We start from the raw sequence: 26,616 nt of genomic DNA, 5'->3' as shown, positions 1-26,616 counted from the left end.
AGAGACAAAGAGGAGGAGGAAAGGAGGGGAAAAGGGGAAGAGTTGGGAGAGGAAAAGAACAGCCAATAATAAAAACCAGCAATTAAAAGTATTGATATGAAACATATCCTTTTGGCGATGAGTATCACCTTCGCTATGACAGCTAGTGCCCAACAAGCAGATTCCACAGCTCCCAAAGCTGTAGAAACACCCGCAGGGTTCACCCGTCAGATAGATGTGGTGTATACCAGTGGCAATAACTGGGAACAAAAGCTGGACCTCTACCTGCCACCCAACAATGGCAAGCCCACACCCGTAGTGATCAATATTCATGGAGGTGGCTGGAACCACGGCACTAAAGAATCCCAGTCAGGGTTCAATACCTTTTTAAAATGGGATTTGCGGTAGCCAATATTGAATACAGGCTTACACCCCAGGCTACAGCGCCTGCCGCTGTGGAAGATGCGCGTTGCGCCCTGATCTACCTGATCAAAAATGCCAAAGCATTGAACATTGATGTCAACAAGATCGTGGTGATGGGTGGTAGTGCCGGTGGGCACCTGGCCCTGATGGCTGGCCTGTTGGCCAATGACCACCGCTTTGACGGCAACTGCCCCGGTGTAGAGAATATTAAGGTGGCCGCCATTATCGACAAATATGGTATCACCGATGTATTGGACTGGGGTTATGGCAAAAACATTACGAGCAAATCCGCCGCCCGCTGGTTGGGTGATAAGGCCAATGATGCCGCTTTTGCCCGGTCGGTATCTCCTATCAACTATGTGAGTAAAGACAATCCCCGGTATTCATTGCCCATGGTGATGCTGATCCTACAGTGCCTTATGAACAATCTGTAGAGCTGCACAAGAAGCTAAAGGAAGCGGGTGTGATCACCGAATTTATGACTGTGGAAGGTGGTAAACATGGCGGATTTCCCAAAGACAAGAATTCCGAATTGAACAAAGCGATTGCGGCTTTTCTGAAAAAGCTGAAGATACCCAACCAATAAGTTGTCTCAAAACAGTAAGTATTGAAAGCAAGTAACGATATTCAAACCACGCAGGCGGGGACCGGTAACAGTGGCCGTACGGGTAATGCTGCCGGCACCGGAAAAGGAGCGATCAAGCTGAAGGGATTGAGGTGGTATATTATTTCCCTGATCGGCCTGGCTACCATTATCAATTATATAGACAGGGGCGCCATCAATTTTATGTGGCCCTATATCTATAAGGACTTTGGTATTGCTGATGGCGATAGCAAAAATGCCCTGGCCCTGATCACGACTTTCTTTATGGTGGCCTATGCGATTGGGCAAACCGTGACGGGTAAAATGATGGATGCCATTGGTGCCCGGCTGGGCATGGCCGTCTCTATTATTGGCTGGAGTATATCCATTGCCCTGCATGCCCTGGCAAAGTCTATTTTATCCTTTAATATCTTTCGTTTTTACTGGGCATCAGTGAAGCCGGTAACTGGCCGGGTGCTACCAAGAGCAATGCAGAATGGTTTCCGCCCAAAGAAAGAGCCATTGCACAAGGTATTTTTGGTGCAGGCGCTTCCCTGGGATCAGTGGTGGCTGCGCCCGTGATTGCCGGTCTGTTCCTGGCCTTTGGCTGGAAAACTACTTTTGTGGTGATTGCCGTGCTGGGTTTTCTGTGGATCATTCCCTGGCTGCTGATCAATAAGAACACACCGGATAAACATCCCTGGATCACGAAGGAAGAGCAAGACTATATTCAACAGGGCAATACAGCCGTGGAAGCAGCAAGAAGCACAGCCACCAGGGTGTATACCTGGCGTCAACTATTGCAATTCAAAAATACCTGGGGCATCATTAGTTCCCGTTTCTTTATTGACCCTGTATGGTGGCTGTTCGTGACCTGGCTGCCCACCTTCCTGAAGGAGCAGTACCAGTTTGATATGAAGCAGATCGGGGCTTTTGCCTGGGTGCCTTATTTGTTTGCCGCTATTGGCGGACTGATGGGCGGGTTCTTTTCTTCTTCACAAATTAAGAAAGGCATAGCAGCGCCCAAAGCACGTAAACAGGCCATTACCATTGGCAGCATCATTATGCTGGTATCCTTAACCCTGATCGCCTTTTACCTCGATCATTTGAAAGAACAAGTGAATGTGGCCATTGCATTGATCAGCGCTACCTTATTTGGTTTTCAGTTCCTGATCAATAATATACAGACCCTGCCCGGCGATTATTTTCACGGCAAGAATGTAGGCACCGTAGCCGGCATGGGCGGCACATCCGCCGTATTGGGCACCTTGATCACCACCTGGATCGTACCGGTGATCACGCAAACAAGTTATACCTCATTTTTTATACTGGGGGCCCTGATGGTGCCGCTGACATGGATATGCATCACCTTCATCACAGCAAACCCCAACCAATCACATACAAACAAATAACAGCAAATATGAAATTAGCAGGCAAAGTAGCCATCGTTACAGGTGGAGCAAGAGACATTGGTAAAGCCACTTCGATCAAACTGGCGCAGGAAGGAGCTAAAGTAGTGATCAATTATTTAAGCAGCGAACAACAGGCGGCAGAAACAGTGGCCGAGATCAAAGCTAAGGGCGGTGAAGCCATTGCCGTAAAAGGTGATGTAAGTAAAGATGCCGATGTTTTAAATCTTATTCAGGCAGCACAAAAGCTTTTGGTAAAGACATACATATCCTCGTGAATGTAGCCGGTGGGATGGTAGCCAGGAAACAGTTGTCCGATATGGACGCCGATTTCTGGGATTTTGTGATGGGCCTCAATGTGCGCTCTGCTTTCCTGCTCACCAAACATGTATCACCCCTGATGCCTGCCGGTAGCGCTATTGTCAACTTTTCTTCACAAGCTGGTCGTGATGGTGGAGGTTTCGGTGCTTCCGCTTATGCTACGGCCAAAGGAGCAGTTGCTACTTTCACCAAATCCATTGCCAAGGAACTGGGGCCTAAAGGCATACGGGTGAATGCAGTAGACCCGGGTATGATCGCCACTACTTTCCACGATACCTTTACTAAACCCGAGATCCGCACCAATGTTGCCAATGGCACACCCCTGCGCCGAGAAGGTAAAGCAGCTGAAGTAGCCGACCTCGTGGCTTACCTGGCCAGTGATGAAAGTAGTTTCATTACCGGCGCTAATATTGATATCAACGGCGGGACTTATTTCTCCTGATGTATATGAACGCATGCTGTTGTCCCGCTTGAGCGGTATGACGGTCAGGCTGTCGCTCGCCTCTGGCGAGTGACGGCTATTTTGTAGCCTCCGGCTATCTACAAGTATTATTATGAAATACATCCTCGCCATCCTCTGCCTCTTTACCCTGGCGCCCGCTTTCGCCACCGATCACCTCGCTTCCACTCCGGAAGAAGCTGTTGCCTTATTAAACAAAGCCGCAGCCGGTGATAGAATACTTTTGAAAGACGGTGTATACAACAATGCCGTTATCCAGTTCAACAATGCCCGCGGCACCAAAGAAAAGCCCATCTGGTTTATGGCGCAAACACCCGGCAAGGTGAGCTTTGAAGGCAATTCCACCCTGGCCTTTGCCGGTAACTACATGGTAGTAGCAGGCTTCACCTGGAAGAACGGCGGTAAAGCATTAAAAGAACGTTCCGTGATCAGTTTCCGCGCCGGTAAGGAAGATGCCATGTATAGTACCGTGCAGGATTGCGTGATCGATGATTACAACAATGACAGCCTCAACGTTGACAACAAATGGGTGTCACTCTTTGGACAACACAACGTGCTGACGAGGTGCCTGCTGAAAAGCAAGCGCAACCTGGGTGCTACAGTCACCGTATGGCTGCAACAGGGCATACCCGCCAGGCACCTGATCAGTTACAATCACTTCCTCAACCGATTTAATGGCCCCGATGCCGATAATGGTCTCGAAAGCATCCGTATTGGCGACAGCAAAACCTCCTTTACTGAAGCAAACTGTATTGTAGCCTTCAATCGTTTTGAAGCCTGTGATGGGGAGATCGAGATCATCTCCAATAAATCATGTCATAATTCCTACCTGCACAATACGTTTGTAGAGAGTGATGGGGGATTGACCCTTCGGCATGGCAATGACTGCCTCTGTGATGGGAACTTCTTTGATGGCACCGGCAAGAACTTGTCTTATGGCATCCGGTTCATAGGAGAAGGGCATACAGCTATCAACAATTATTTTTATAACCTGCAAGGAGCGCCCAGGCAAACCTTTCGTGCACCAGTAACCCTTGTCAACGGACTGGAGAATACACCCATCAATGGTTATTTCCAGGTAAGGCGCGCAGTGATCAGTGATAACGTATTCGTGAATTGCGATATGCCAGCCATCCGCATGGGCGCTTTCTCTAAAAGACCAGGTATGACAATAGGCCCCGACACTGTAACCATCAGTAATAATATCATCTGGGATAATGCCGGTAAAAGGGGCAGGTATATGAATCCATCACCGCTGCCGCCCATCTCCAAATGCAGGATAACAAAATATTTGGCAGATCATTGGACGCAAATGAGAAAGGATTTATAACCAGCGATAAAAAGGATATAAGCCGTAGCCCTGATATGATGTGGAACTATACCGGGAAAGTGCTTATTGCTATAAAAAGCAAAGCGCCCGCTATGATTACAGCCGGCGTCGATTGGGTTGATCCTGTTATACAAACTGCTACACAAGGAGCTAAATACACTTATACAAGCGCAGAACAGGCAGGCCCCGGCTGGAAATACCAATAGCTGCGGGCGCAAGTGTTATTTTGATCAAACGATTGCGTAGGCCAGCTTTCGGCAAGCCAGTACCTGGTCTATATGTCCCATTAAACAATTCTGACACCCCAAGCGTTTATTTCCCTGATTGAAGGAATATCCTTCTCATTTTCAGCGCCCCTTATTGGCTAAAAGAGCGGAAGGTTGTAAATTTAATACCCGGCCTTTGCCGGTAATTTGTCAACATTCAAGGAACTATGCCGAGAAATATCTTTCAGCCGCTTGAGATTGTGACCTATGATACGGAGGTATTGAACTGTTCCTTTCAGGCCAATAACTATTTTGAATTGGTTTTTGTGGAAGCGGGCAGTGGATACAGGATGCTGGATGATGCACAGATACATTTTCAGACAGGCGATCTTTTCATGCATATTCCTGGTGAAAAAAATGTGATCTGCCTGGAAGAACACTCACGCATTCACTTTATCAAGTTCCAACAAATACTGTTTGAAGCTGCCACTACCAGGAATGTATTGCCTTTTTCTAGTGAGCAGTTCAGGAAGCTGGAGTTTATTCTATACAGTGAACAACAACACAAGCAATCACTCATTCACCTAAAAAGTGATAAAGTATCTGTATTTGCCTTGTTCAATGTGCTGGTGGCTGAAGCCAGTCATCGAAGGTCTTATGCTGATAGCAATATCACCCTATGCTTATTGGCACTGCTTAATATGGTAGCCAGGAATATACTGGAGTCCAATTATGTGCAGGCCATCCATCCCCAGGCCATTACCCATGATGTATTGCATTACATCAACTACCATATTTACGATCCCGAAAAATCAGTATCGACCACCTGGCACAAGAGTTTCACATTCCAGCCGGCTATTTCAGTACTTATTTCAAAAAACAGTACGGCGTTTCGCTGAAACAATATATCCTGAATTACAAAGTGAAACTGGCTGATACACGCCTGGCCTATACCCGTATGTCTATTGCAGAGATAGCAGCGGAATTGCATTTTATGAGCACCAGTCATTTTACCCGCACTTATCAGAAGATCAAAGGCAGCCTGCCCGAAAAGCGTTAGCCTATCCCATTTGCTTGTTAGTGACATTTCCCGCAACGCAATGATGCAGCCAGCCCCCGATCAACCTTACTGTTGTGTCAACCCGATACAACGATCTTTCACAAGATATAGCATTGAAATAGTAAGGCTGGTGTTATAGGTCAATGGGTGCCGTATTTTCTGAACCCTGGCTCGATCAGCAATATGCCGTTTTAGCCAATATGGTAGTAAAAGATGATAAAATTGGTATACCGCTTACTGAATAAGGTTAGTATTTTTAAATGTATTGTTGACAATTAAAAACCTGTACCGGTTATAGCCCGTTTCCATATCATTAACCTTAAAACTTGTCCTTATGAGAAAATGCTTTTGACAGCATGCTGTCTGCTGTTTGCCTTATATTTAACGGCACAGAAAACCGTATATATTCCCACTGAATTCAGTTCCAGCCCATTAAATACCTGGTCCTGGAGCAAATCTTACCAATCTGCCAATTTTGTAGTGTTCTGGGGTAATGTAGTGGGCACCAATCCGGCTACCTATTCTGATCCCAACCTGCGCTTTAATCCACAAGCAGTATGCGATACGCTGGAAAAGCTCTATGTAAAGTTTGTTACCCAATTACAATTTTGTTCCGATGCCCCCACAAAAAAACTGGGCATGTATAAGATCATCATTGTAATGAATGAAACCTGGGGTAGTGGAGGTCCGTCGGGGTGGGCATTTGGCGGTACTTACAACAATACCATCGGGGCTATGTGGGTGCATCCCAATGCCACCCGTGATGGAGCAGTTACCAGCCATGAACTGACTCATGCTTTGCAGGGCATGATCAGTATCCAGGAAAATATGGTAGGCGGCGGATATGTAGGTTGGGAACCTGCTGGTTTTTTCTGGGAGGCCCACGCCAATTACATGCGAACCCAGATGTATCCCCGTTTTGCGGGCGATGATTTCCCCGGTGGTGGGGCACCCAGCATTTTCACTTGAGTTCTACCCGCCATCATTATGGCACTTTTAAATGGCTGTACCGTATACAGGATGCTGATGGCATAAATATGGTGAACAGGTTGTGGAAAGAGTCAGTGGCCAATGAACACCCGGTGATCACGTACCGACGGTTGAAGGGATGGAACCAGGCCCAACTCAATGATTTTATGTACTATTATGCCAGTCGTGAGGTGGCTTATGATTATAGCAGCAATAATTTTGGCGCCATTATGCGGGCAGAATACAATCGTATCAAAACCCAGGAGCCACATTATGTTTGGCGTAGGCACACCATCCTGAAACAGCTCAATGCAGCTACTGGACGTTATATAGTGCCAGATGCTTTTGCACCACAGGATTATGGATACAATATCATTCCACTCTATACAACCTGTAGTACACGCAATGTGACTGTCAAATTCAAAGGCCATACCGAAGTGAACGGTACAGCAGGTTGGCGTTACGGTTTTGTAGCTTTGAATAGTAGTGGTACCATATCCCGCTATAGTGCTTTAAGTTCGGCCAATGAAAGTCAAATTAGTTTTCAGCTTAATTCCGGCGAAACAGAATTGTATTTTGTTGTAGTTGGTGCGCCCACCACGCACACTTCTTATGTATGGGAGCCCGGCTGGCCAAAGATTAAAAGGTATCCCTATGAGCTACGTATAGCTAACGCAGTACCCGAAGGGCATCAGACCGGCTTCCGTTCGACCTATAAAACAAATGGTCATACACATACCAACGGAGGCGGTTGGGTAGCCAATTCAGCTACGGTGGCGGCTACTGCTTATGTGGGGCCATCGGCCATTGTATTAGGTTCTGCTAATATATCGGGTAATGCACGTATTGAAGGAATGGCCTGGGTTGAAAATGCCATTGTACAAAATAATGTGATCATTAGAGACAATGCCAGCGTATGGAACGGTATCTATTCGGGTAGTGCGGTTATCTCGGAGAATGCCGTATTGAGTAATTGTACTGTATCTGGTACTGCCCAGGTTAAAGGCAATGCCATGGAGTGGGGCGCTACCTTTGGCAATGCAGTAATAGTGGGCGGCGATGCCGAAATACCCAGCTGTAGCACCAATGGGGTTTACCTGCAAGTACCACATGGAAATAACGGCCGTACTAATTGTGATGCTAAAACGGCTAGTCATACATCCAATGTGGATGTGAACAGTACTTATTCGCCTTTTACGGATGCGCAAATGGCTTTTAGTGGTTCCGTTACCTGCACAGCTGGAGTGCGCAGTGCGTCATTTTTACCTGAACCAGCAGTGACAACGAGGAGCGTGTTATCTACGACCCCATCATCTGGTGAATTGGCTCTTAGGATATTTCCCAATCCGGCAGCTACTGAATTTACTATTGAGCTGGAGGGAGTAGGTCAAGATAAGGAAGTTTGGGTGGAGGTATATGACCTGGCTTTAGGGCGAACCTTGTTTAAGCAAAATGTGATCAACAAAAGAAGGTTGATCCTGAATGCCAGGGCATTGCGATTAAAAGCCGGCAATTATGTAGTGAAGGTTACGGGCACCGGGCAAGTGCTTACGTACAAGCTACAGGTATTAGAATAAGCCAGGCTAAAAATGCCTGGGTATAAACCTATATTGACAGGAATAAGGGCTGCCCGTAAAACGTCAGCCTTTATTATTTATTAATTGTTAAATTGCCACTTAATAAATTCCCTGCTACATGATGACAATACGAATGGGCAAAAAAACAATGATGCAGGTGGCTGTGTTAGCCATTGCTTTGCCAATAAATGCCCAACACTCCGATTATCCCATTCAGCCAGTTGACTTCACCCATGTTCACCTGACGGATCATTTCTGGGCGCCTAAAATACAGGTGAATGCCGATGTTACTATTCCCTATACGCTCGATCAGTGCAAACGTACCGGCCGCATTGATAACTTCCTGAAGGCAGCTGGTAGAATGCCGGCCGATAAATACACGGAGTATACTTTTGACGATACTGATATTTATAAAGTGATTGAAGGCGCTTCCTATGGCTTGCAGGTACAAAAGAATCCCAAATTTGAAGCCTATATGGATTCCTTGATACAAATCATTGCTGATGCACAAGAGCCAGATGGTTACCTGTATACCTTCCGTACGATGAAGCCCGCCAAATACCATGATTGGGTAGGCAGCAAACGTTGGGAAAAAGAAGAAGACCTTAGTCATGAGTTGTACAATTCCGGTCACCTGTTTGAAGCTGCTGTAGCCCATTTCCAGGCCACGGGTAAAAAGAACCTGCTCAATATTGCTACCAAAAATGCTGACCTGCTGGTAAAAGATTTTGGTTATGGCAAAGAAGAAAAATCACCAGGTCATCAGGTTGTAGAGATAGGACTGGCCAAATTGTATCGGGTAACCGGGAAAAAAAAATACCTTGACCTGGCCAAGTTCTTCCTCGATATCCGTGGGCCGAAAGGTACGGAATACAGCCAGTCAAATAAAAAGGTAGTTGATCAGTCCGAAGCCGTGGGCCATGCTGTACGGGCTACCTATATGTATACCGGTATGGCTGATATAGCTGCGCTTACTGGCAATGAGGCTTATCTCAAAGCCATTGATGCCATCTGGCATGATGTAGTAGAAAGGAAATTGTACATTACTGGCGGCATTGGGGCTACGGGTAATGGAGAAGCTTTTGGGGCTCCTTTCCAATTGCCCAATATGTCGGCTTACGCCGAAACCTGTGCAGCTATTGCCAATGTGTACTGGAATAATCGCATGTTCCTCTTACATGGTGATGCCAAATACATTGATGTGTTGGAGCGCATCCTGTACAATGGCCTGTTGTCGGGTGTTTCCTTAAGTGGGGATCGGTTCTTTTATCCTAATCCACTGGCTTCGATGGGGCAGCACTCCCGCAGCGCCTGGTTCGGCTGTGCTTGTTGTATCTCGAATATGACCCGTTTTCTGCCTTCTATGCCAGGTTATATATATGCACAGAATAAGAATAGTCTCTATGTAAACCTATATGCCGGTGGCATAGCCAATATCGTCTTACCTGTCGGTAAAATAAAACTGGAACAACAAACTGAGTATCCCTGGAATGGAAAGGTAAGCATCGTGGTGAGCCCTGAAAAAGACAACTGCTTTCTCCATGCAGGTGCGTGTACCGGGTTGGTCCAAAAAAGAACTGGTACCTGGCGACCTGTATTATGCAGCCGGTAAAAAACAAACTGCTCTTACCATCAATCTAAATGGCAGGCCGGTTAAATACGAAATGGTAAAAGGGTATGCAGTTATTAACCGCACTTGGAAGAAAGGAGACGTGATCAGTTTTGAATTGCCCATGGACGTACAAAAGGTATTTGCTAAAGAATCAGTGAAAGACGATAGGAGTCGCTTTGCCATACAACGGGGCCCATTGATCTATTGCCTGGAAGGGCCTGACAATAAAGACAGTGCGGTGCAAAATATTGTAGTGGATAGTGCAGTCTACATACAGGCTGTTAATAAACCCGCTTTGTTGAATGGTGTTACGGTTTTGGAGATGAAAGGTACTTCCACTAAAAGGCAAGTGAATTCTGATGAATTAATCAGGTCTGAACAAACGGTAACCGCTATTCCTTATTATAGCTGGGCCAATCGTGGACCGGGCGAAATGGTGGTATGGATACCTTATGAAGCATCTGCCGCCAAACCCAAACCGGCGCCAACCATTGCTTCTAAGAGCGTTGTTACGGCCTCTATCAACAATGTACGTATGTACAAAGCATTGAGTGACCAGTATGAGCCCGAAAATTCACAAGACCACAATGCGCCTTATCTTCATTGGTGGCCTAAGAAAAATACGCTAGAGTGGGTACAATATGATTTCGACCAGACCTATACCATTTCTCAATCACAGGTCTATTGGTTTGATGATGGTCCCTGGGGCGGCTGCCGCATCCCGGCATCCTGGAAGCTCTATTATAAGAAAGGCAATGAATGGATTCCTGTGCAGCCCATTGGCGCATATGAAACTGCCAAAGACAAATACAACCTGGTAAAATTTGAACCGATAACCACCAATGCACTCAAATTGGAAATTCAGTTACCTGCCGAACATGCTACGGGCATTCATGAGTGGATTGTGAATTAATATTCATGCTTATAGCAGCGGCGCTTTTTAATAAAGGGCGTCCACTGCTATAGGTAAAAGCCACGCCATGCGCATAAAACTATTCCTCTTTATTTCAGGCGTGCTGCTATCTGTTGCTGCTTATAGTCAACGCCAGGCTACTATTACTATTGATGCTGCAAAAACCGGAGCGCCTATTGCTTCTACTTTGCATGGAATATTCTTTGAAGAGATCAGTCATGGTGGCGAGGGCGGTTTGTATGGTGAACTGATCCAGAATCGTGGTTTTGAAGAAAGCAGGTTACCGCCGGGGACGGTATTGGAAAATGGCTGGCTGATCCCTACTCGTACGCCCCATTTTATGATGCAGCCCCGGGTAAGCGATTGGAAAATGCCCTGGACGCTAAGCAGCCAATGGCCGTCGTGGTTGCTGGAAACAGGTGAGCAGGCTGCTATGCAATTGCAACTTACACAGGATAAACCCTTGAATGCAGCTACGCCCAATTCCCTGCAGGTGAATATACAGAAGTTGGATGCCCAGAGGAAAAATAACCTGGTAAATGAAGGTTTTTGGGGTATCCGGGTAAACGAGGGGAATTATACAACCTGTCTTTTTATGCCCGCACTGACGCACGTTATGCGGGACCGCTTACAGTATCCCTGCAGGAGGCTGATGGAAAAGTACTGGCTAAGCAGGTGTTTGCTAGAATAAATGGAATCAACTGGAAAAAATATACCTGTACACTGAAGCCAATAGGATCTGACCTCAAAGCAAAATTTGTTATCAATTTTGGAAGCACTGGCACAGTTTGGCTTGACTTTGTATCCCTCTTTCCCCGGCAAACTTTTAAAGGCCGCCCCAATGGCATGCGCCGGGACCTGGCGCAATACCTGGCCGATCTGAAACCTGCTTTTGTGCGCTGGCCCGGTGGATGCTTTGTAGAAGGCATCAATATAGAAAGTGCCGCCAACTGGAAACGCACATTGGGGCCAGTAGAAAAAGGCCAGGCACTTATAGTGTATGGGGTTACTGGTCGAGTGATTGGTTTGGTTATCATGAATACCTTCAGTTTTGCGAAGACCTTGGCGCCGATGCACTGTATGTGTTCAATGCCGGCGTATCCTGTGAATACCGCAGCGGCACTTTTATTCCCGAGGACTCCCTGCAGCCAGTGGTGGATGATGTGCTGGATGCTATTGAATATGCTATCGGTCCGGTCAATTCCAAATGGGGCAAGGTGCGGGCTGCCGGTGGCCATCCCAAACCGTTCCCGCTTAAATACGTGGAAATAGGCAATGAGCAGCATGGACCACGCTATGCCAAACGGTACAATATCTTCTATGATGCCATCAAAAGAAATATCCGCAGCTTACGCTCATGGCCAGTATGGGCATTGGTGACATCAACAAGCGTACGCTCGATAGTATGCACCGGGTTGATATGGCCGATGAACATGCTTACAAAGGGGCTTACTGGGCTTTCAATAATTATGACCACTTTGATAAATACAAGCGTGGAGATTGGGACGTGTATGTGGGAGAGTACGCTACCAATGCAGGCGTAGGCAGCGGCAATATGCTGGCTGCATTGAATGATGCCGTATACATCATGGGCATGGAACGCAATGGCGATCTCGTTAAAATGTCCAGCTATGCACCTTTGTTTGAGAATGTAAATACACAGCACTGGCCGGTGAACCTCATCAACTTCGATGCGGGGCGCAGCTTTGGGCGTATTTCTTATTACGCCATTAAAATGATGAATGATCACCGGGCGGGGCATAATCTCTCTCCCACCGTCATCCGGTTACCCACGGTCAGTCCAGCGCCCCAGTTTACCGGTGGCATTGGATTAGCTACCTGGGACACACAAACAGAATACCGTGATATTGAAGTGTCAAAGCAGGCAAAACGCTTTATAAGAGTGATTTCATTAACCGGCCAGACGAATGGCAGGCCATCCGTGGCAGCTGGGAGGTGAAAGACAGTGCGTTGGCCCAAACAGCGCAAGGGCCGCTGAAGTGGGTATTGACCAGGTTACTTGTTACCTGGATGGCAAACTATTGCTTACCTATCGCGACCCCGAGAAATTCTTCAGCATTGCCGGTCGGGACCCACACAGGCGATATCTTCTTAAGCTGGTAAACGCTTCTGAAACTCCATATAGCACCCGCATTAACCTGGAAGGTATAGCAGTTGTAGGCTCTACGGCCGGGCTTTATAATTTTAAAGCCCCAACTGCAGAGGCCGAGAACTCACTGGATAATCCGGTACAATATATACCGGTTCGTTCTATCCTTACGGGTACAAAACCTTCTTTTGAAACAACCTTTAGCCCCTTGTCTATTTCCATCCTGCGCATTAAGGACGGGGGCTGGAAAAAGCAGGTCCGGCGATAAACTAATTCAATACGGCTATCATTGATAGGCTGTCTGTCGTTGTAATGATGAAATATTATCCAAAGATCGGGGCTGGTTGAACCTGTACTTTACTGCTTCTTTAACATAAGACAGGTTTACAATATACCGGCTTTGTACCGGGCAAATACCGGTTGGTATAACATTTTTTTCCTGCCCCTTGAGCTGTAATAGGTTTGATCTATGAACAAACAAGAACCTATTTCCAACTCAAAGTACTTACCTATGCCACTTATAATTGCGCTCTTATTATGCCTGTTCGTTACCGGGGTCTTCGGTCAGGTTCCTCCGACTGCTACCACTTCAACGATGCAATTACCCGCTTTAAAATCCACGCTGACTAAAACGCAACTAGATAATCTTTTCATTCTGGGTAAATGTTGGGGATTTCTGAAATACCATCATCCTGCTATTGCAAAAGGCAAATACAATTGGGATAAAGAATTAATTGATTTTATTCCTTCATACCTGGCAGTAAAAAACAAGCGGGAAAGAAACGATTCTTTATTGTCTTGGATCACCAGGCTGGGGATGTGCCCCGCTGTGATTCCTGTAAGGACAGCAGTTTCAATAAAGTTGCCTTGCGGCCTGATCTTTCCTGGATCACCCCGATTTTTCTCTAAGAAATTAAATGACCAACTTTTGTATATACATGCCAATAGAGCCCGGGGTGATCAATATTATGTGCGTTTTATGTCGGACGCAGGTATTCATTTAGCTTCTTTTGAGCATGAAAATGCTTATAGTAGTATGTCCTATCCCACTGCTGAATACCGCTTACTGGCGCTGTTCAGGTATTGGAGTATTATTGAGTATTGGTATCCTTATAAATATAACCTGGTCCAAAGTTGGGATGCTGTGTTGAAAAATACATTCCCCTCATGCTGGCTGCTGCCAATGCTCAGGAATATACGGTAACGCTGCAACAACTTATTGCTACCATATAGGATGGTCATGCTGTTGTACAATCTAAAACCATTACAGTAGCCAATGGAAATTATTATATGCCCTTTACAATAAAGTTCATAGAAGGCAAAGCGCTGGTTGTTGACATCACCAATGATACGCTGGCCCAAAGATCAGGCATTGCCAAAGGTGATATAGTTGAAAGCATTGATGGACTTACCATTAAGCAGTTGATCGATAAAAAAAGACCTGTTATTTCTGCCTCCAATTATGGCAGCATGCTGCATAGCTTAGAGTATCTTCTTGTCAGGAGCCCCAAAGATAGTAGTGAACTGGTAGTTAGAAGAAATAACCAGGTAAGGCAACTTACCTCTTTTAACTTCTTGTCAAAAGGTCGCTTCCCGGGTAAACTTGGCACCTTTGCTTATGAAAGAGATTCGGCATTAAGCAGGATTAAAGACAGTATTGGTTATATTAACCTGGGTAACCTGCAACGCAAGGATAGCTTACAATTAAGGGCGCTGGTAGAGTGTGTAAAAGGGCTTATCATTGACAATCGGCAATACCCCAAAACTCAGACGGCCGGCGATTTGATCGGTAATCTGATCTTGCCTCCCAACCAGGTATTTGTCAAATTCTCTTATCCCTTTCCGGATTATCCTGGGCTCTTTCCTTTTTCTCTACCTACGGGCATGGGCACAGCAGGAACCACGGATTATTTCTCTCATAAAATAGCGATCCTCATCAATGAAGAAACCCAGAGCTCTACTGAGTTCCAGGCGATGGTATTCCGCAAAGCACCGAGAGCTGCTTTGATCGGTTCTTATACCGCAGGCGCCGATGGCAATGTGGCATTGATTAATCTACCAGGGGTATTTATACCTATATTTCCGGACTAGGCATCTATTATCCTGATGGGAAAGAAACACAAAGAATTGGCATCATTCCGGATATTGACGTAAAACCAACTATTAATGGGTTTATAAATAATAAAGATGAGCTACTTCTGAAAGCAATCGAATATGTGCAGCAGGGAAAAACGAAATAGCCATGGATCACAAAAGGGGTCAGCATTTAACTGATCCCTTTTATATTTTGATATAGATCTTTCTTTTGTGCAGCCAATAACCTACCAACCAGCAAAGTAGCATAAAGGAAACGGCAAATGCCAAACTGCCCAGGGAGCCGGGCAAGAGTTTTTGAAAGAAAGACTGGTTCACCCATTGGTAAAAACTGGTATGGGGCTGTACCATGAGCACCAGGAAAACAACAAACAACAGCTCTGATAATAAGTAAATGGCCAAAGGATTTTTACCGAAAACCAGGAAGAACCCCGTTCCCTTTCTCCATTGTTTTATTTCAATGCCATAGATCAACAGCGAAAGGATCACCAGGTCGAGTCCAACGGTCAGCAATACAAAACTACTTGTCCATAATTTCTTAGCGAAGGGAAAGAACTGTGCCCAAAAAAAGGGATACAAAGATCAGGATAGCTGCGGACATTAAAAGCCGGGCAATAGTTTCAAAGTTTTTCCCTTTTTGCTGAATAAAGATTCCGGCCAGGTATCCGCCAATCACATTCACTACAGCAGGCAGGGTGCTCAATATACCTTCCGGATCAAAAGCAACCGGGCCGCCTTTTCATGGTACAGGTGATCATTACCCAACAAAAGGACGTCCAGTTTGGTGCCTGCATTGCCAAGCCGGGTTAGCTCCTGTCCGGGTTCTCCAAACAAATACAATAAGGCCCAATAACCAAGCAGTAATGCAATCGAAATAGCGATAAGTCCTTTGCTTTGCACATAATGTATCAGTAAGGCGGCAATGCAATAGCAAAGAGCGATGCGCTGCAATACACCCAGGATACGGGTATGGCTGATGGGATTAAATGCCCAGGCGCCATCGCCAGTCCGGTGAAAGAAGGGGAACCAATACATCAGGTAACCCAGCAGGAAGATGATGAAGGTGCGTTTAAATACTTTCGACAGAAAGGCTGCGTCGCTGGTGTATTTGGTTTTCGAGAAGCTCAGGGCATTGCCCACTGCAAAAAGAAATGAAGGGAAAACCAGATCGGTGGGGGTGAATCCAAACCAGGCGGCATGATCCAGCGGGGCATAAGAAGGAGCTCCCCAGCCTGCTGAATTTACAATGATCATAAAACAAATAGTGAGTCCCCTGAAGATGTCAAGGGAAAGGAACCGTTCATTGTTAGTGACCATGCAATAACTTTAATCTAAATATAATCACTGTGTTGCAATAGCCCTAATAATTTGTGCAGGCAATGTGGGTCAGCCGTTTAAGGATTTCGGAGCTATCTTTTAAATCCGATTCTGTCCCGCTCTTCCCACTTCTTTTTCTCTACCTTCTCATCCAGAAGGTTTTCAATAGCATCATAAATAGAGGAAAGCTGAACGTCATGTTCTCCAAGACGTTGCTTGATCTCTTGCAGTTGACCTCTTAGGTCATCTTGTTTTAGTGCTATGCGCCTTATTTCTACAAAGGCACGCATGATAGCAATGTTCATTTTGATAGCTTTAGCAGAGTTAAGGATGCCACTTAACATGGCTACGCCCTGCTCTGTAAATACATATGGTAAATATCGTGTTCCGCCTCTACTTTTTGAGGTTTCAATTTGAAACCTCAAAGATTTTTTACCGGTGTTTGAGGTTTCAAATTGAAACCTCAAAGTTTCGTACTCTTCTTTAGTAAGCTGGAACATAAAGTCTTTGGGAAATCGCTTAATATTACGTTTTACTGCGAGGTTCAGGGACTTGGTTTCGGTTGCATATAAGACCGCTAAATCCTTATCTAACATTACCCTTTCTCCTCTAATTTCGTAAATTCTACGCTGAATGTTTTGGATGATCTGCATATTAATAATGTAGTACCTGTTTGTTTAGCAGGACTTTTAAGAGTTATAAAATGCGGCTTAGTGTATAGATCAGGGGATGAAAAGGAAAGGAAATATGTTGCTGTTCTTTGGGGGTAAATGGCAAAATAAGAAACTTTTTATAAAAAACAGGGCCGAAGAATGGCTTTTATGTGAGCTTCTTAAACGTTTAAGTTTCTCTTTAGTGATCAGCAGGTTAAAATCTTATGGAAGCACATTCATTTGCAATGCTAACACCGTATTTTTATCCCATGCAGAAACATTCTATCTATCGCTTGTCATTGGCATCGCTGGCGCTTTTTGCTACTGCGTTATTCCCAGCCTGCCAATCACCATCACCCCCACTGATAAACCAACAGACAGTACAGCCGTGCAAATCATTACGCTTGATCCGGGCCATTTTCATGCAGCCCTGGTACAGAAGACTGCCAACGCCGACATTGATTCGGTGGTGCATGTATATGCTCCCGGTGGTCCCGAACTGGATGCCTACCTGGGCCTTATCAAGCAATATAATGAGCGACCAGAAAACCCTACGCACTGGAAAGAAGAGGTATATACAGGGAGCGACTACCTCGATAAAATGATCACGGATAAAAAGGTAATGTGGTAGTGCTGGCCGGCAACAACAAACAAAAAACTACCTATATTAAGAAAGCAGTGGAAGCAGGGCTCAACGTACTGGGCGATAAACCCATGGCTATCACCGCAGCCAATTTTGCCTTGCTGGAACAAGCTTTTGCCGATGCTGCATCCAAAAAGGTATTGCTGTATGATATCATGACTGAACGCTCGGAGATCACCAATCTGCTACAGAAAGAGCTGGCGCATATCCCACCTGTATTTGGCGAACAACAAACAGGAACTGCCAAGGATCCCGGCGTGGTGATTGAAAGTGTACACTACTTTTACAAATTTGTTTCCGGTAAGGCATTGACACGTCCTTCCTGGTTCTTTGATCCTACACAACAAGGCGAAGCCATTGCTGATGTGGGTACACACCTCATTGACCTGGTACAATGGGAATGTTTTCCCGATGTCATCCTGGATTACAAAAAAGACATACAGGTCAATGCGGCGCGCACATGGCCCACGCCTGTTACCCTGGCTCAGTTTACAGCCGTTACTAAAAAGACAGTTTCCCCGATTTCTTGAAGGCCTATGTAACCAGGGATACTATTTTGCAAACGCATGCCAACGGCGAAGTGAACTATACCCTGAAAGGCATTCATGTAAAGATGATTGCCCGCTGGGATTATAAAGCACCCGAAGGAAGTGGCGACACGCATTACTCCCTGCTCAAAGGAACCTTGGCCAGCCTGGAAATTAAACAGGGTGCAGCAGAAAAATACCAGCCTACCTTGTATATCCTGCCAGTTAAAAACGATACTGCGTATGCCCAGGCGTTACAGAATGGCATCCAATCCCTACAAAGCCGGTATGGCGGGTTAAGCCTGGAAAAAATAGCCAATGGGTGGAAACTGGTCATACCACAGGCATTCAAAACGGGCCATGAAGCTCATTTTGGTGAAGTAATGGAGCGCTACCTGCAATACCTCAAGGCTGGTAAATTACCCGATTGGGAAGTGCCGGGCATATTGGCGAAGTATTTTACCGCCACCCAAGCCTTGGAGATAGCTAACCGTAAGTAATACACAATATCCCCACGAAATATCATCAATGGCCAAAGCTGGTCGTTGGTGATATTTTGCTTTTAGCCCTCCCCGGTATTCCTTAAGCATTGGTAGTTATTTTGCTATGTATGAGCCAAGGGAAATATGTTAATGGGCGGCTAACTGCCCGGAAATACACCCTGATTGGTTAATAGTTTCTACACTTTTGGCATTTATGGCGGCCGGGCATAATTTTCTTATATGTAAATTCAAAAAAATGAACACCATGAAAAGGATTATTACATGCTTCATTATTTTGTTGGTTGCAAAACAAGAAATTAACGCTCAGATCCAATCTGGTAATGTGATGGTAGGAGCTGATCTTGCCAAGTTCAACCTGAGCCTGGATAAGGGAGGGAATTTCAATATGATGATCAATCCCAAAGCTGCCTGGTTTATCAGGGATGGCCTTGCCTTGGGTGGATATGTGACAGTAGGAGTAGCCACAGCAAAGGGGGCAGGGACTGGTGTTAGCTATGGCGTTGGTGCTTTGGGGCGTTACTATGTGAACGATAAAAAGATCAATGATCTGATTGGCCACTCCCGCTTTTTCCTGGAAGGCAATGTGGGTATTGAGGGTGATAACCCTGCGGTGGGAGATAATACCAATGGTCTTGGGTTGGGCATCGGCCCCGGATGGGCTTATTTTATTACACCTAATATTGGCTTGGAGGCCTTGCTTAAATACCAGGGTATTATTGGCTTTGGCAGCAAGCCCACTTCCAGCAATCTTGTACTGGGAGTAGGTTTCCAGATCTACCTGCCTACGGCCCGGTTAAAAGCCGCCAGAAAAGATTTTAAGTAAACGACCGTTCTCGTTAACGGCGATTTAACATTTCCGTATTTAGATCCGTACCCAATTGATTGGTCTAATGGGGCATAATTATATATGCGCCATTGGACCTTTTTGTTTTTGATCTTCATCATCCTGTTTAAGAACTACCATTATGTGCCATGTATATTTCATTCAGTAATGCCGGTTTAACGTTTCCTTATTAATCAAAAGGCGGCTGGCAGGTCAGAACACCGCACATTTGTAAATACATTATTTTTAAACCGTGAACCTGCTAATTGTCTATTTATGAAGCCAGTAATCTTTACCTCTTTCATTGTATTGGTGTTAGCTTCCTGTAGCACGCCTAAAACCTATTTTACCTCTTCTGTTCGATCTAAAATTGAAGCCAGTAATATTCCCGTAACTAAACTACAATATTATGTAGATAGAGATGTGGAGCTGCGCCGGGAAGTGGCCTCCGGATCGGCCCAGGTTTCGGCGGGTGTGGTTAAATTTGAAAATGGGAAATATGTAAATATCATCACCCTGAAGAAAAACACTCCAGGCGTTTGTACCAGGGCGTATGATGATAAAATGGATATTTCATTTGAAGTGGGTGAGGGACGCTACCTGACCTTTGGTAAGCTGAAGCGCGATAGCCGTGCCCCTTATACGCTCTATGCTGACAACTGGGGGCGTGAACTGGGTGAGATCAAGTATGATGGGAAAACTTATTACATATTGCCATCAGGTTCAGAAGCCCGTCTTATGATCAAGAAAAATGCCTTGAATACCCTCAAGATAGAAAAGCGCGAAATGCAGGGCAGGAGAGTAGAGTAATACCTATATTAAAAATTAGTATGTGCCGCTACCCGTTTTATACAGGTAGCGGCCTTTTTATTGAGTATGGTCAAGGTAATTTAAGCCCTGTATTTTACGTTATAGAACCTAATCCAAAACCCACCCCTATGAGTATTGTCTTTGGCTGGAATCATTTCAGGATCAAGTCAATTGATCCCTATGCCGCCGGTCTTTCTCAAAATGCACAGCCTGGTTATAAGATAGAGGTTAGGCAACGTTATTTTCACCTTTTCTGGATTCCTTGTTTTTCGCTGGGAAAAAAATGGGCGCTTCGTAAGGATAACCAATTGTATGAAATGCCGGAACAATACATGCAGGTACTTCGAGGGCGTAACGACTTGCGTGTTAAAACACCCTGGTACACCTATACCGGACCATTATTGGTATTCTTTGTATATATATGTTATTCGATCAGCGAAAAAGTAGATCATTACCGCTCGGAACAATACCAGAAAAAGCAATTTGCCATCAGCAATGCGCTCAGTGCTGCGATGTTCCGGAAACCTTCCCTGGACGATTATTATGTATTTACGCCTGTAACCGGTTATTCCAAAAGATATGCGCGTATAACCGGACTAGATAAAAACAATATTCAGCTTTCTGTTATTACTACGGCCGATTATGCTACCTCACCTCTGGGCATTGCCGACCTTTTTCTGAAACCAGGAAATTCCCTCGAAACAGTGACGGTCAGTCGTGGTGATTCAGCCAAACTCATTTGCAATGATTATGATATGCAAAATGAATTCAATGGCCTCCAGATCAATGGCGGCAGACCAGATAAATACCGGGTGGATAATATATTCCGCCTTGATGGACCTATTATGAGTGATGGTGGATATACCAGTTATTCAAACAACGGGATAGAGATGGAAATAAGGAATGAAGGGCTTGGTGGAACGCTTACCAGTATTGAGAAAGTAGAAGGTAAAGCGGAATGGCAATCATCGAAACCGAAGCCCTTATCGCTGGCTTCAAATGAGAAATTTACGCTGGTGGGTAAAGGCAATTATAATCAGCCCTATAAAGTAAAGTTGAATTTTACCAGTGAGGATGGCCGGGTGATACAAATTATGCTCCAAGGCCAGGGGAACGAAAAGAGTTTTGTGCGCATCAATTGATGGCTAGCCGGGGCATTTCCCAGAACACCTAAGTAATAGTCTACTTATTCTACATTCCGCAGCATTCCTGATGAAGGAACGCTGCTTGTTTATGCTATCTGTAGGGTTGGGGCTTATTTGTTTTATCTTTAACCAGTATGTATGCCCCCTCTATTCCTGGTAGAAAACAGGTCTTATTATTAAAGCTCCTCATCCTGGTTGGCTGGCTGCCTCTGGCAGGTCAAAGCCGCTTTGACAGCCTGCTCAATAAAACCTATATACAGCGTGAACGGCTGTTGTGGGAAATAAGCGATGAGGTACATTTTCAACCTGATTCTGCAAAGGCTTTCCGTTTCACTGATAGTCTGTACACATTTGCAACTCAACATGGCGATGATGCGCTGGCGCTGGAAACCATACTCTATAAGATCTGGTACCTGCGTAATCGCTACCCTCAACAGAAAGACAGGATACTGTATATGCTTTCGCAGGCGATTAACCAAAGTAGTGCTGCTGATATACCGATGGTAGAGGCCAAGGCGCATGATATGCTGGCGGAATATTATTGGTTTGATATCGGCAACTATGAACTGGCCCTGGAACAATATCAACAACTGGATCAGTTGCTGCAACCTATTTCAGCAGAAATTTTCCCGGATAAGATCCAGCATATCTTTCATATTGGCAGTGCTTACTTTCATTTCAAAGACTACAAAAAGGCCATCCATTATTATCGTATTATACCAGCTATGAAAGCCAGGGACCGATTTGCCTATAGCTACAAACATGCTATTAATTCAATGGCATTTACTTACCAGGAAATGGGCAACCTTGATTCAGCTGCGTATTATTGGAACTTCCTTAACGATTTTTGTGCACCTACACAGGATTCTACCTGGATAGGTATTGTAGCTGGCAACCTGGGTCATCTGGAGTACCTGCGCGGCCATTTTGGAAAAGCAATCCCTCAAATGCAGCTTTGCATTAACCGGGCAGTTATTGACCAGGATTGGGGGCTTGCCGCAGGCTCACTGATGCCCTTGGCCGATATTTATTTCATTCAGGGCAAGCTGGTGCCTGCCGAATCGGCCGCATTACGGGCAAAAGAATATGTTGAAAGATCAGGCCAGTATTGGCGTAATAAAAACCTGTTTCCCCTGCTGGTAAAGCTATATACGGTCAAAGGGCAACACCAATTGGCAGCCCGGTATACCGATTCGATCGTGATGGTCATGGACAGTCTCAACCGCGCCTCCCGCGAATTATTGATGGCCCGTGCCCTGCAAAAGGAAGCCATCAATGATCAAAAAGCCAAACTGATCGATGTAGAGAACAGCCGTAAATTAACCAACCTGAAGTTTAATGGCTTGCTCATTCTGGCCATTATTATTGTACTGGTGGTGGTATACCTATACCGTAATAAGCGGCGCTTGCATCGGCAGGAGCAGGCCCTGAAGGAACTGCAATTGAAAGAAACGGCCAAAGAATTGACCAGGGCCCAACACCAGTTGCAGGACTTTACCCGCAATATTGCAGAAAAAAATAAGCTGATAGAAAACCTCGAAGAACAGTTTGGCGCCAATAAGATATTGGAGGAATTGCAACAGAGCATCCTGCTTACGGGAAAAGACTGGGGGCGGTTCAGGGACCTCTTTGAACAGGTGTACCCAGGGTACCTGCAACGGCTCAATGAAAAATACCGGGCATCAGTCCATCAGAGATACGATTGATGGCATTGGCTAAGCTGAATTTTTCCAATAAGGAAATGGCGGCGGCCCTGGGGTATCCTCACAGGCCATCCGTGTTACCTGGCACCGGCTGCGTAAAAAAGCGGGATTGCAGGAAGAAATGCGGCTGGAAGAGTGGGCCAGCCGTTTGTAACGATTTGTAACGCTGTCTGTAACTCCCTGTAATGGGGGAAGATATCAATAAAGGATTCATTTTCAGTTCTTGTGGCATTTTACTGCCAACCCTGAAAATATGCGCCTTAGAAAACCACCCTTTCTCTCAGTTGCCTTTTTAGCGGGTTTACTCCGTTTTATAAACACTACTACTTTTTTTTGTATATATGCCTGGTGACGGCTGGAAATGCCGGCGCGCAGAACAATTACGCCGTATCATTAACCGGCAATCCGATGGTTACTACCGGATGGACCTACGGTGGATCGGCTCGCATCGATGGCAATACCATGGTGCTCACCAACAACACCAGCTCCAGTGGCTATTATGGATATGTTTATCACAACGACCCGCTATACCTGAGTCAATGTTCTCAATTCACAGTGTCATTCGATTTCCAGATCATTAATCCTGGAAACGGTATTACCCATGCAGATGGGATCACTTTTTATTACCTGGTCAATCCGCCCAATGCTTTTGGCTCCGGTTCCAGTATAGGGTTACCCGATTATGCCAATGGATTTGCCCTGCTACTGGATACTTATAGTAATGATATGACGCGTGATAACCCTCGCGTGAGTCTTCATGGATTTAATGGCGGTACAAGGTTTTATGATGAGGGTAATAATAGTACGCTCGTCAGCAATATTGCCGCTGGCCAAACCTATGTTACTGACGGCAACTGGCACAATTGCCTGCTTACCTACAACAATGGCGCCATCTCGGTATCCATGGATGGAGGTGCACCCATAGTAAATGGCAATTACAATATCAACTTTCGTGGCTACTTTGGCTTCAGTGCCAGTATTGGCGGTTTTGCCAGTCAGCACCAGATCCGCAATGTGCAGATCACAGGCGCCATTCCTCCCAATCCTCCTTATTTAAACAAACAGGTTATCAATTATTGTCAGAATGATGCTACCACTGCCCCTACCCCTTATGGCACCTATTATCGATGGTACGATGTACCGAATGGTGGTACCGCCATCCCTGTACCTACACCCTCTACTGCAGCCCCAACCACCAAATCCTGGTATGTGGAGGCCCTAAGTATCTCTAATGGATGTTATAGCCTGCGCAGTGAAGTGGAAGTAGTGGTGGATGCCCGGCCAATAGCTCCCGCTGTTACCAGTTCAGTTCAATATTGTGTAGGAGCTACCTCCACAGCGCTTACCGCTGCGGGTACCTCTTTGAAGTGGTATACCTCGCCTACGATCGTTACCGGTAGTACTACTGCTCCAATACCCTCCACTACTACTGCAGGAACACGTGCTTATTATGTAAGTCAAACAAATGCCGCAGGCTGTGAAAGTCCCCGTTCAAGAATTAACGTAACGATCAATGCTCCGCCGGCTGCTCCATCAGCTGCTACAACTGTCAACTGGTGCGAAGGAGCTACTGCCACGGCACTTACTGCTTCAGGATTTTCGCTGCAATGGTATACTGATCCATTATATGGAACTGGTAATGCTATTGCACCTGTGCCTGTTACTTCTTCAATTGGCACCACCAGTTATTATGTGAGTCAAACGAGTGTTGCTGGTTGCGAAAGCCCTCGCCAACAAATTGATGTTGTTGTTAATCCCAATCCCCAGGCACCTGGCGTTACCAGCCCCGTGACCTGGTGTGAAGGCGCTACGGCTACAGCGCTCATTGCCACGGGCTCTTCCCTTAAATGGTATACATTGCCGGCTAGTGGACCGGCCAATGCTTCGGCTCCTGTGCCAGCAACTGTTGCTGCGGGAACTACCCCTTATTACGTTAGTCAATCCAGTGCAGCGGGCTGTGAAAGTCCCCGTGCGCAATTGGATGTTGTTATAAATCCATTACCGGCTCCCCCGATGGCCACCAGCCCTGTGGTGTATTGCGAAGGGGCTTCGGCTACGGCACTGGCAGCTACCGGCAGCGCATTACGATGGTATAGCCAGCCAGCTAATGGTACTGGTAATACAATACCTCCTATACCGTCTACCATGCTTCCAGGTACTGTATCTTATTATACGAGTCAAACAAATGCCGTTGGTTGTGAGGGCCCCGGCAACAAATTGATGTGGTGGTAAATCCTACACCGGCTGTTCCTCACCCTTCCTGGAATGGGCCCTTGTGCGAAGAACAAACCTTACAACTGGCAGTTACCTCCTCACCGGGTGCTACATTTAGTTGGACTGGCCCTGCGTCGTTTAACAGCATGGCACAAAATCCCAGTATAGCCCATGCTACACCCGCTGTTTCGGGTAATTATATAGTGACTGCCACCATCGGTAATTGTTCGGCCCTGCCAGCCAACCTGGCGGTATTGGTGAAGCCTAAACCAACCACGCCGCAGTCCAGCGCTAATACACCGATCTGCGAAGGGTTTCCCTTGCAACTTACTGCTTCTGTTATACCTGGCGCTACGTATAGTTGGTCGGGGCCTGCCGGATTTTCGGCTGCCTCTCAATCTACGGGAATTGCCCAGGTATTACCCCTGGCCTCAGGTACTTATCAAGTAATTGCTACAGTAAATGGCTGTCATTCCGAAACGGCCAGCACCCAGGTACTGATCAACCCTAATCCGGCGGCGCCCTTTATTAAGGAACAAAATGATAAAACTGAAATATGCGCCGGAGAGGCGGTGATCTATACAGCCCTATCGCCTGATGCAACAGATTATAGTTGGTCCACAGGTGTGGATGGCAACACGCTCACCATCGGAAAAACCGGCAGTTATCAGGCGAAGGCCATTAGTGCGGCAGGATGTATATCCCCGGCAAGCAATACCCTTTCACTCCTTGTTCATCCCCTACCTGCCGGAACGATTGTGCTTACGGTGAGTGGTGCTGGTGTAACCAGGTTTTGGCGTTTGCAGGCCCCATTGGGAGCCAGCTATCTATGGAATACGGGCGAAACCAGCCCAGCCATCGTAGTTAAATCGTCTGGCGATTATGACGTAACGGTAACCAGCGATGCAGGATGTAAGGAAATATTCAATACACACATTGGGCCACAACCATTAAGCATTCCCAATACCTTTTCGCCCAACGGTGATGGCATCAATGATCACTGGACCATTCCTGAATTAAAAAACCATCCCAATGCGCAGGTTACTGTCATAAACCGGGATGGGCAAACTGTTTTTGAAGCCAGCAATTTCACCCGCTGGGATGGCAGGATCAATGGCAAACCACTACCTGCAGGGGTATATTTCTATGTAGTTCGTACCAGTGCAGATGCTGAGCCATACAAAGGATGGCTTAACCTAATAAGGTAAATGCTGTTAGTTATCATCACCTAA

General features: G+C 45.9%; 24 protein-coding genes and 5 pseudogenes. 26 read left to right on the top strand and 3 right to left on the bottom strand.

Features of this window, described 5'->3' with window-relative positions; translation table 11 throughout:
• Positions 1 to 96: 96 nt before the first annotated feature.
• From RS881_RS51140 to RS881_RS51050, 18 genes and pseudogenes are all read left to right on the top strand, one after another.
• A pseudogene (locus RS881_RS51140) lies at positions 97 to 793 on the top strand (alpha/beta hydrolase); the annotation flags it as partial.
• Between the two features lie 21 nt (positions 794 to 814).
• Complete coding sequence (locus RS881_RS51135) at positions 815 to 988, top strand: alpha/beta hydrolase (protein WP_315817857.1); 174 nt, start codon at positions 815 to 817, stop codon at positions 986 to 988.
• 201 nt (positions 989 to 1,189) lie between these two features.
• Positions 1,190 to 2,397: pseudogene (locus RS881_RS51125) on the top strand (MFS transporter).
• Positions 2,340 to 3,157: pseudogene (locus RS881_RS51120) on the top strand (SDR family NAD(P)-dependent oxidoreductase). Before RS881_RS51125 ends, RS881_RS51120 begins: the two co-directional pseudogenes overlap by 58 nt.
• Before the next feature lie 112 nt (positions 3,158 to 3,269).
• Positions 3,270 to 4,505 carry a polysaccharide lyase 6 family protein gene (locus tag RS881_RS51115; protein ID WP_315817856.1) on the top strand — a complete coding sequence of 412 codons (1,236 nt, stop codon included), beginning with the start codon at positions 3,270 to 3,272 and terminating at the stop codon, positions 4,503 to 4,505.
• Positions 4,478 to 4,711, top strand: a complete 234-nt coding sequence (locus RS881_RS51110) for a hypothetical protein (RefSeq protein ID WP_315817855.1) — start codon at positions 4,478 to 4,480, stop codon at positions 4,709 to 4,711. The genes RS881_RS51115 and RS881_RS51110 overlap by 28 nt, the downstream gene beginning before the upstream one ends.
• A 260-nt stretch (positions 4,712 to 4,971) precedes the next feature.
• Positions 4,972 to 5,610, top strand: coding sequence for a hypothetical protein (locus RS881_RS51105; protein WP_315817854.1), 639 nt, complete (start codon positions 4,972 to 4,974; stop codon positions 5,608 to 5,610).
• Complete coding sequence (locus RS881_RS51100; protein WP_315824888.1) at positions 5,523 to 5,771, top strand: helix-turn-helix transcriptional regulator; 249 nt, start codon at positions 5,523 to 5,525, stop codon at positions 5,769 to 5,771. The genes RS881_RS51105 and RS881_RS51100 overlap by 88 nt, the downstream gene beginning before the upstream one ends.
• A gap of 342 nt (positions 5,772 to 6,113) precedes the next feature.
• Positions 6,114 to 6,740: a DUF6055 domain-containing protein gene (locus RS881_RS51095; RefSeq protein ID WP_315817853.1), complete on the top strand. Its 627-nt coding sequence runs from the start codon at positions 6,114 to 6,116 to the stop codon at positions 6,738 to 6,740.
• Positions 6,737 to 8,317 carry a DUF6055 domain-containing protein gene (locus RS881_RS51090; protein ID WP_315817852.1) on the top strand — a complete coding sequence of 527 codons (1,581 nt, stop codon included), beginning with the start codon at positions 6,737 to 6,739 and terminating at the stop codon, positions 8,315 to 8,317. The genes RS881_RS51095 and RS881_RS51090 overlap by 4 nt, the downstream gene beginning before the upstream one ends.
• 118 nt (positions 8,318 to 8,435) lie before the next feature.
• The gene (locus tag RS881_RS51085; RefSeq protein WP_315817851.1) at positions 8,436 to 9,929 is read left to right on the top strand and encodes a glycoside hydrolase family 127 protein; all 1,494 of its coding nucleotides are present in this window, start codon (positions 8,436 to 8,438) and stop codon (positions 9,927 to 9,929) included.
• Positions 9,859 to 10,842, top strand: a complete 984-nt coding sequence (locus tag RS881_RS51080; RefSeq protein ID WP_315817850.1) for a glycoside hydrolase family 127 protein — start codon at positions 9,859 to 9,861, stop codon at positions 10,840 to 10,842. Before RS881_RS51085 ends, RS881_RS51080 begins: the two co-directional genes overlap by 71 nt.
• Before the next feature lie 67 nt (positions 10,843 to 10,909).
• Positions 10,910 to 11,533, top strand: a complete 624-nt coding sequence (locus RS881_RS51075) for a hypothetical protein (RefSeq protein ID WP_315817849.1) — start codon at positions 10,910 to 10,912, stop codon at positions 11,531 to 11,533.
• Positions 11,534 to 11,688: 155 nt separating this feature from the next.
• Positions 11,689 to 12,125 (top strand): annotated as a pseudogene (locus RS881_RS51070) (alpha-L-arabinofuranosidase family protein); the annotation flags it as partial.
• Between the two features lie 74 nt (positions 12,126 to 12,199).
• Positions 12,200 to 12,802: an alpha-L-arabinofuranosidase C-terminal domain-containing protein gene (locus RS881_RS51065; protein WP_315817847.1), complete on the top strand. Its 603-nt coding sequence runs from the start codon at positions 12,200 to 12,202 to the stop codon at positions 12,800 to 12,802.
• Positions 12,771 to 13,220, top strand: a complete 450-nt coding sequence (locus RS881_RS51060) for a hypothetical protein (RefSeq protein WP_315817846.1) — start codon at positions 12,771 to 12,773, stop codon at positions 13,218 to 13,220. The genes RS881_RS51065 and RS881_RS51060 overlap by 32 nt, the downstream gene beginning before the upstream one ends.
• A 201-nt stretch (positions 13,221 to 13,421) precedes the next feature.
• Positions 13,422 to 14,156, top strand: a complete 735-nt coding sequence (locus tag RS881_RS51055) for a hypothetical protein (protein WP_315817845.1) — start codon at positions 13,422 to 13,424, stop codon at positions 14,154 to 14,156.
• 86 nt (positions 14,157 to 14,242) lie between these two features.
• Positions 14,243 to 15,043, top strand: a complete 801-nt coding sequence (locus RS881_RS51050; protein WP_315817844.1) for a S41 family peptidase — start codon at positions 14,243 to 14,245, stop codon at positions 15,041 to 15,043.
• Between the two features lie 189 nt (positions 15,044 to 15,232).
• Here the strand turns inward: RS881_RS51050 and RS881_RS51045 are convergent, their stop codons facing one another.
• The 3 genes from RS881_RS51045 to RS881_RS51035 form a co-directional block, all read right to left on the bottom strand.
• Complete coding sequence (locus RS881_RS51045) at positions 15,233 to 15,625, bottom strand: hypothetical protein (RefSeq protein WP_315817843.1); 393 nt, start codon at positions 15,623 to 15,625, stop codon at positions 15,233 to 15,235.
• 120 nt (positions 15,626 to 15,745) lie between these two features.
• Positions 15,746 to 16,363 (bottom strand): acyltransferase family protein, encoded by a 618-nt coding sequence (locus RS881_RS51040; protein ID WP_315817842.1) that lies wholly within the window; start codon positions 16,361 to 16,363, stop codon positions 15,746 to 15,748.
• A gap of 92 nt (positions 16,364 to 16,455) precedes the next feature.
• Positions 16,456 to 17,016 carry an ORF6N domain-containing protein gene (locus RS881_RS51035; protein WP_315817841.1) on the bottom strand — a complete coding sequence of 187 codons (561 nt, stop codon included), beginning with the start codon at positions 17,014 to 17,016 and terminating at the stop codon, positions 16,456 to 16,458.
• Positions 17,017 to 17,092: 76 nt separating this feature from the next.
• Between RS881_RS51035 and RS881_RS51030 the strand changes: the two genes are divergently transcribed.
• The 8 genes and pseudogenes from RS881_RS51030 to RS881_RS50990 all read left to right on the top strand — a co-directional run bounded on the left by RS881_RS51030 (position 17,093) and on the right by RS881_RS50990 (position 26,592).
• The gene (locus RS881_RS51030; protein WP_315817840.1) at positions 17,093 to 17,647 is read left to right on the top strand and encodes a hypothetical protein; all 555 of its coding nucleotides are present in this window, start codon (positions 17,093 to 17,095) and stop codon (positions 17,645 to 17,647) included.
• 83 nt (positions 17,648 to 17,730) lie between these two features.
• A pseudogene (locus tag RS881_RS61120) lies at positions 17,731 to 18,686 on the top strand (putative oxidoreductase C-terminal domain-containing protein).
• 247 nt (positions 18,687 to 18,933) lie between these two features.
• Complete coding sequence (locus tag RS881_RS51015) at positions 18,934 to 19,512, top strand: hypothetical protein (protein WP_315817837.1); 579 nt, start codon at positions 18,934 to 18,936, stop codon at positions 19,510 to 19,512.
• Positions 19,513 to 19,788: 276 nt separating this feature from the next.
• On the top strand, positions 19,789 to 20,322 hold the full coding sequence (locus RS881_RS51010) for a hypothetical protein (protein ID WP_315817836.1): 534 nt from the start codon (positions 19,789 to 19,791) through the stop codon (positions 20,320 to 20,322).
• A gap of 128 nt (positions 20,323 to 20,450) precedes the next feature.
• Positions 20,451 to 21,464 carry a hypothetical protein gene (locus tag RS881_RS51005; protein ID WP_315817835.1) on the top strand — a complete coding sequence of 338 codons (1,014 nt, stop codon included), beginning with the start codon at positions 20,451 to 20,453 and terminating at the stop codon, positions 21,462 to 21,464.
• Positions 21,465 to 21,601: 137 nt separating this feature from the next.
• A complete protein-coding gene (locus RS881_RS51000; RefSeq protein WP_315817834.1) occupies positions 21,602 to 23,173 on the top strand; it encodes a hypothetical protein in 1,572 nt (523 codons plus the stop codon).
• Between the two features lie 330 nt (positions 23,174 to 23,503).
• Positions 23,504 to 25,402, top strand: a complete 1,899-nt coding sequence (locus tag RS881_RS50995) for an Ig-like domain-containing protein (RefSeq protein ID WP_315817833.1) — start codon at positions 23,504 to 23,506, stop codon at positions 25,400 to 25,402.
• A complete protein-coding gene (locus RS881_RS50990; RefSeq protein ID WP_315817832.1) occupies positions 25,393 to 26,592 on the top strand; it encodes a T9SS type B sorting domain-containing protein in 1,200 nt (399 codons plus the stop codon). Before RS881_RS50995 ends, RS881_RS50990 begins: the two co-directional genes overlap by 10 nt.
• Positions 26,593 to 26,616 lie beyond the last annotated feature (24 nt).

It is taken from the genome of Paraflavitalea speifideaquila, from assembly GCF_032395985.1.
In the GTDB taxonomy this organism is placed as follows: domain Bacteria; phylum Bacteroidota; class Bacteroidia; order Chitinophagales; family Chitinophagaceae; genus Paraflavitalea; species Paraflavitalea speifideaquila.
This window is presented reverse-complemented; position numbering and strand designations above follow the sequence as displayed.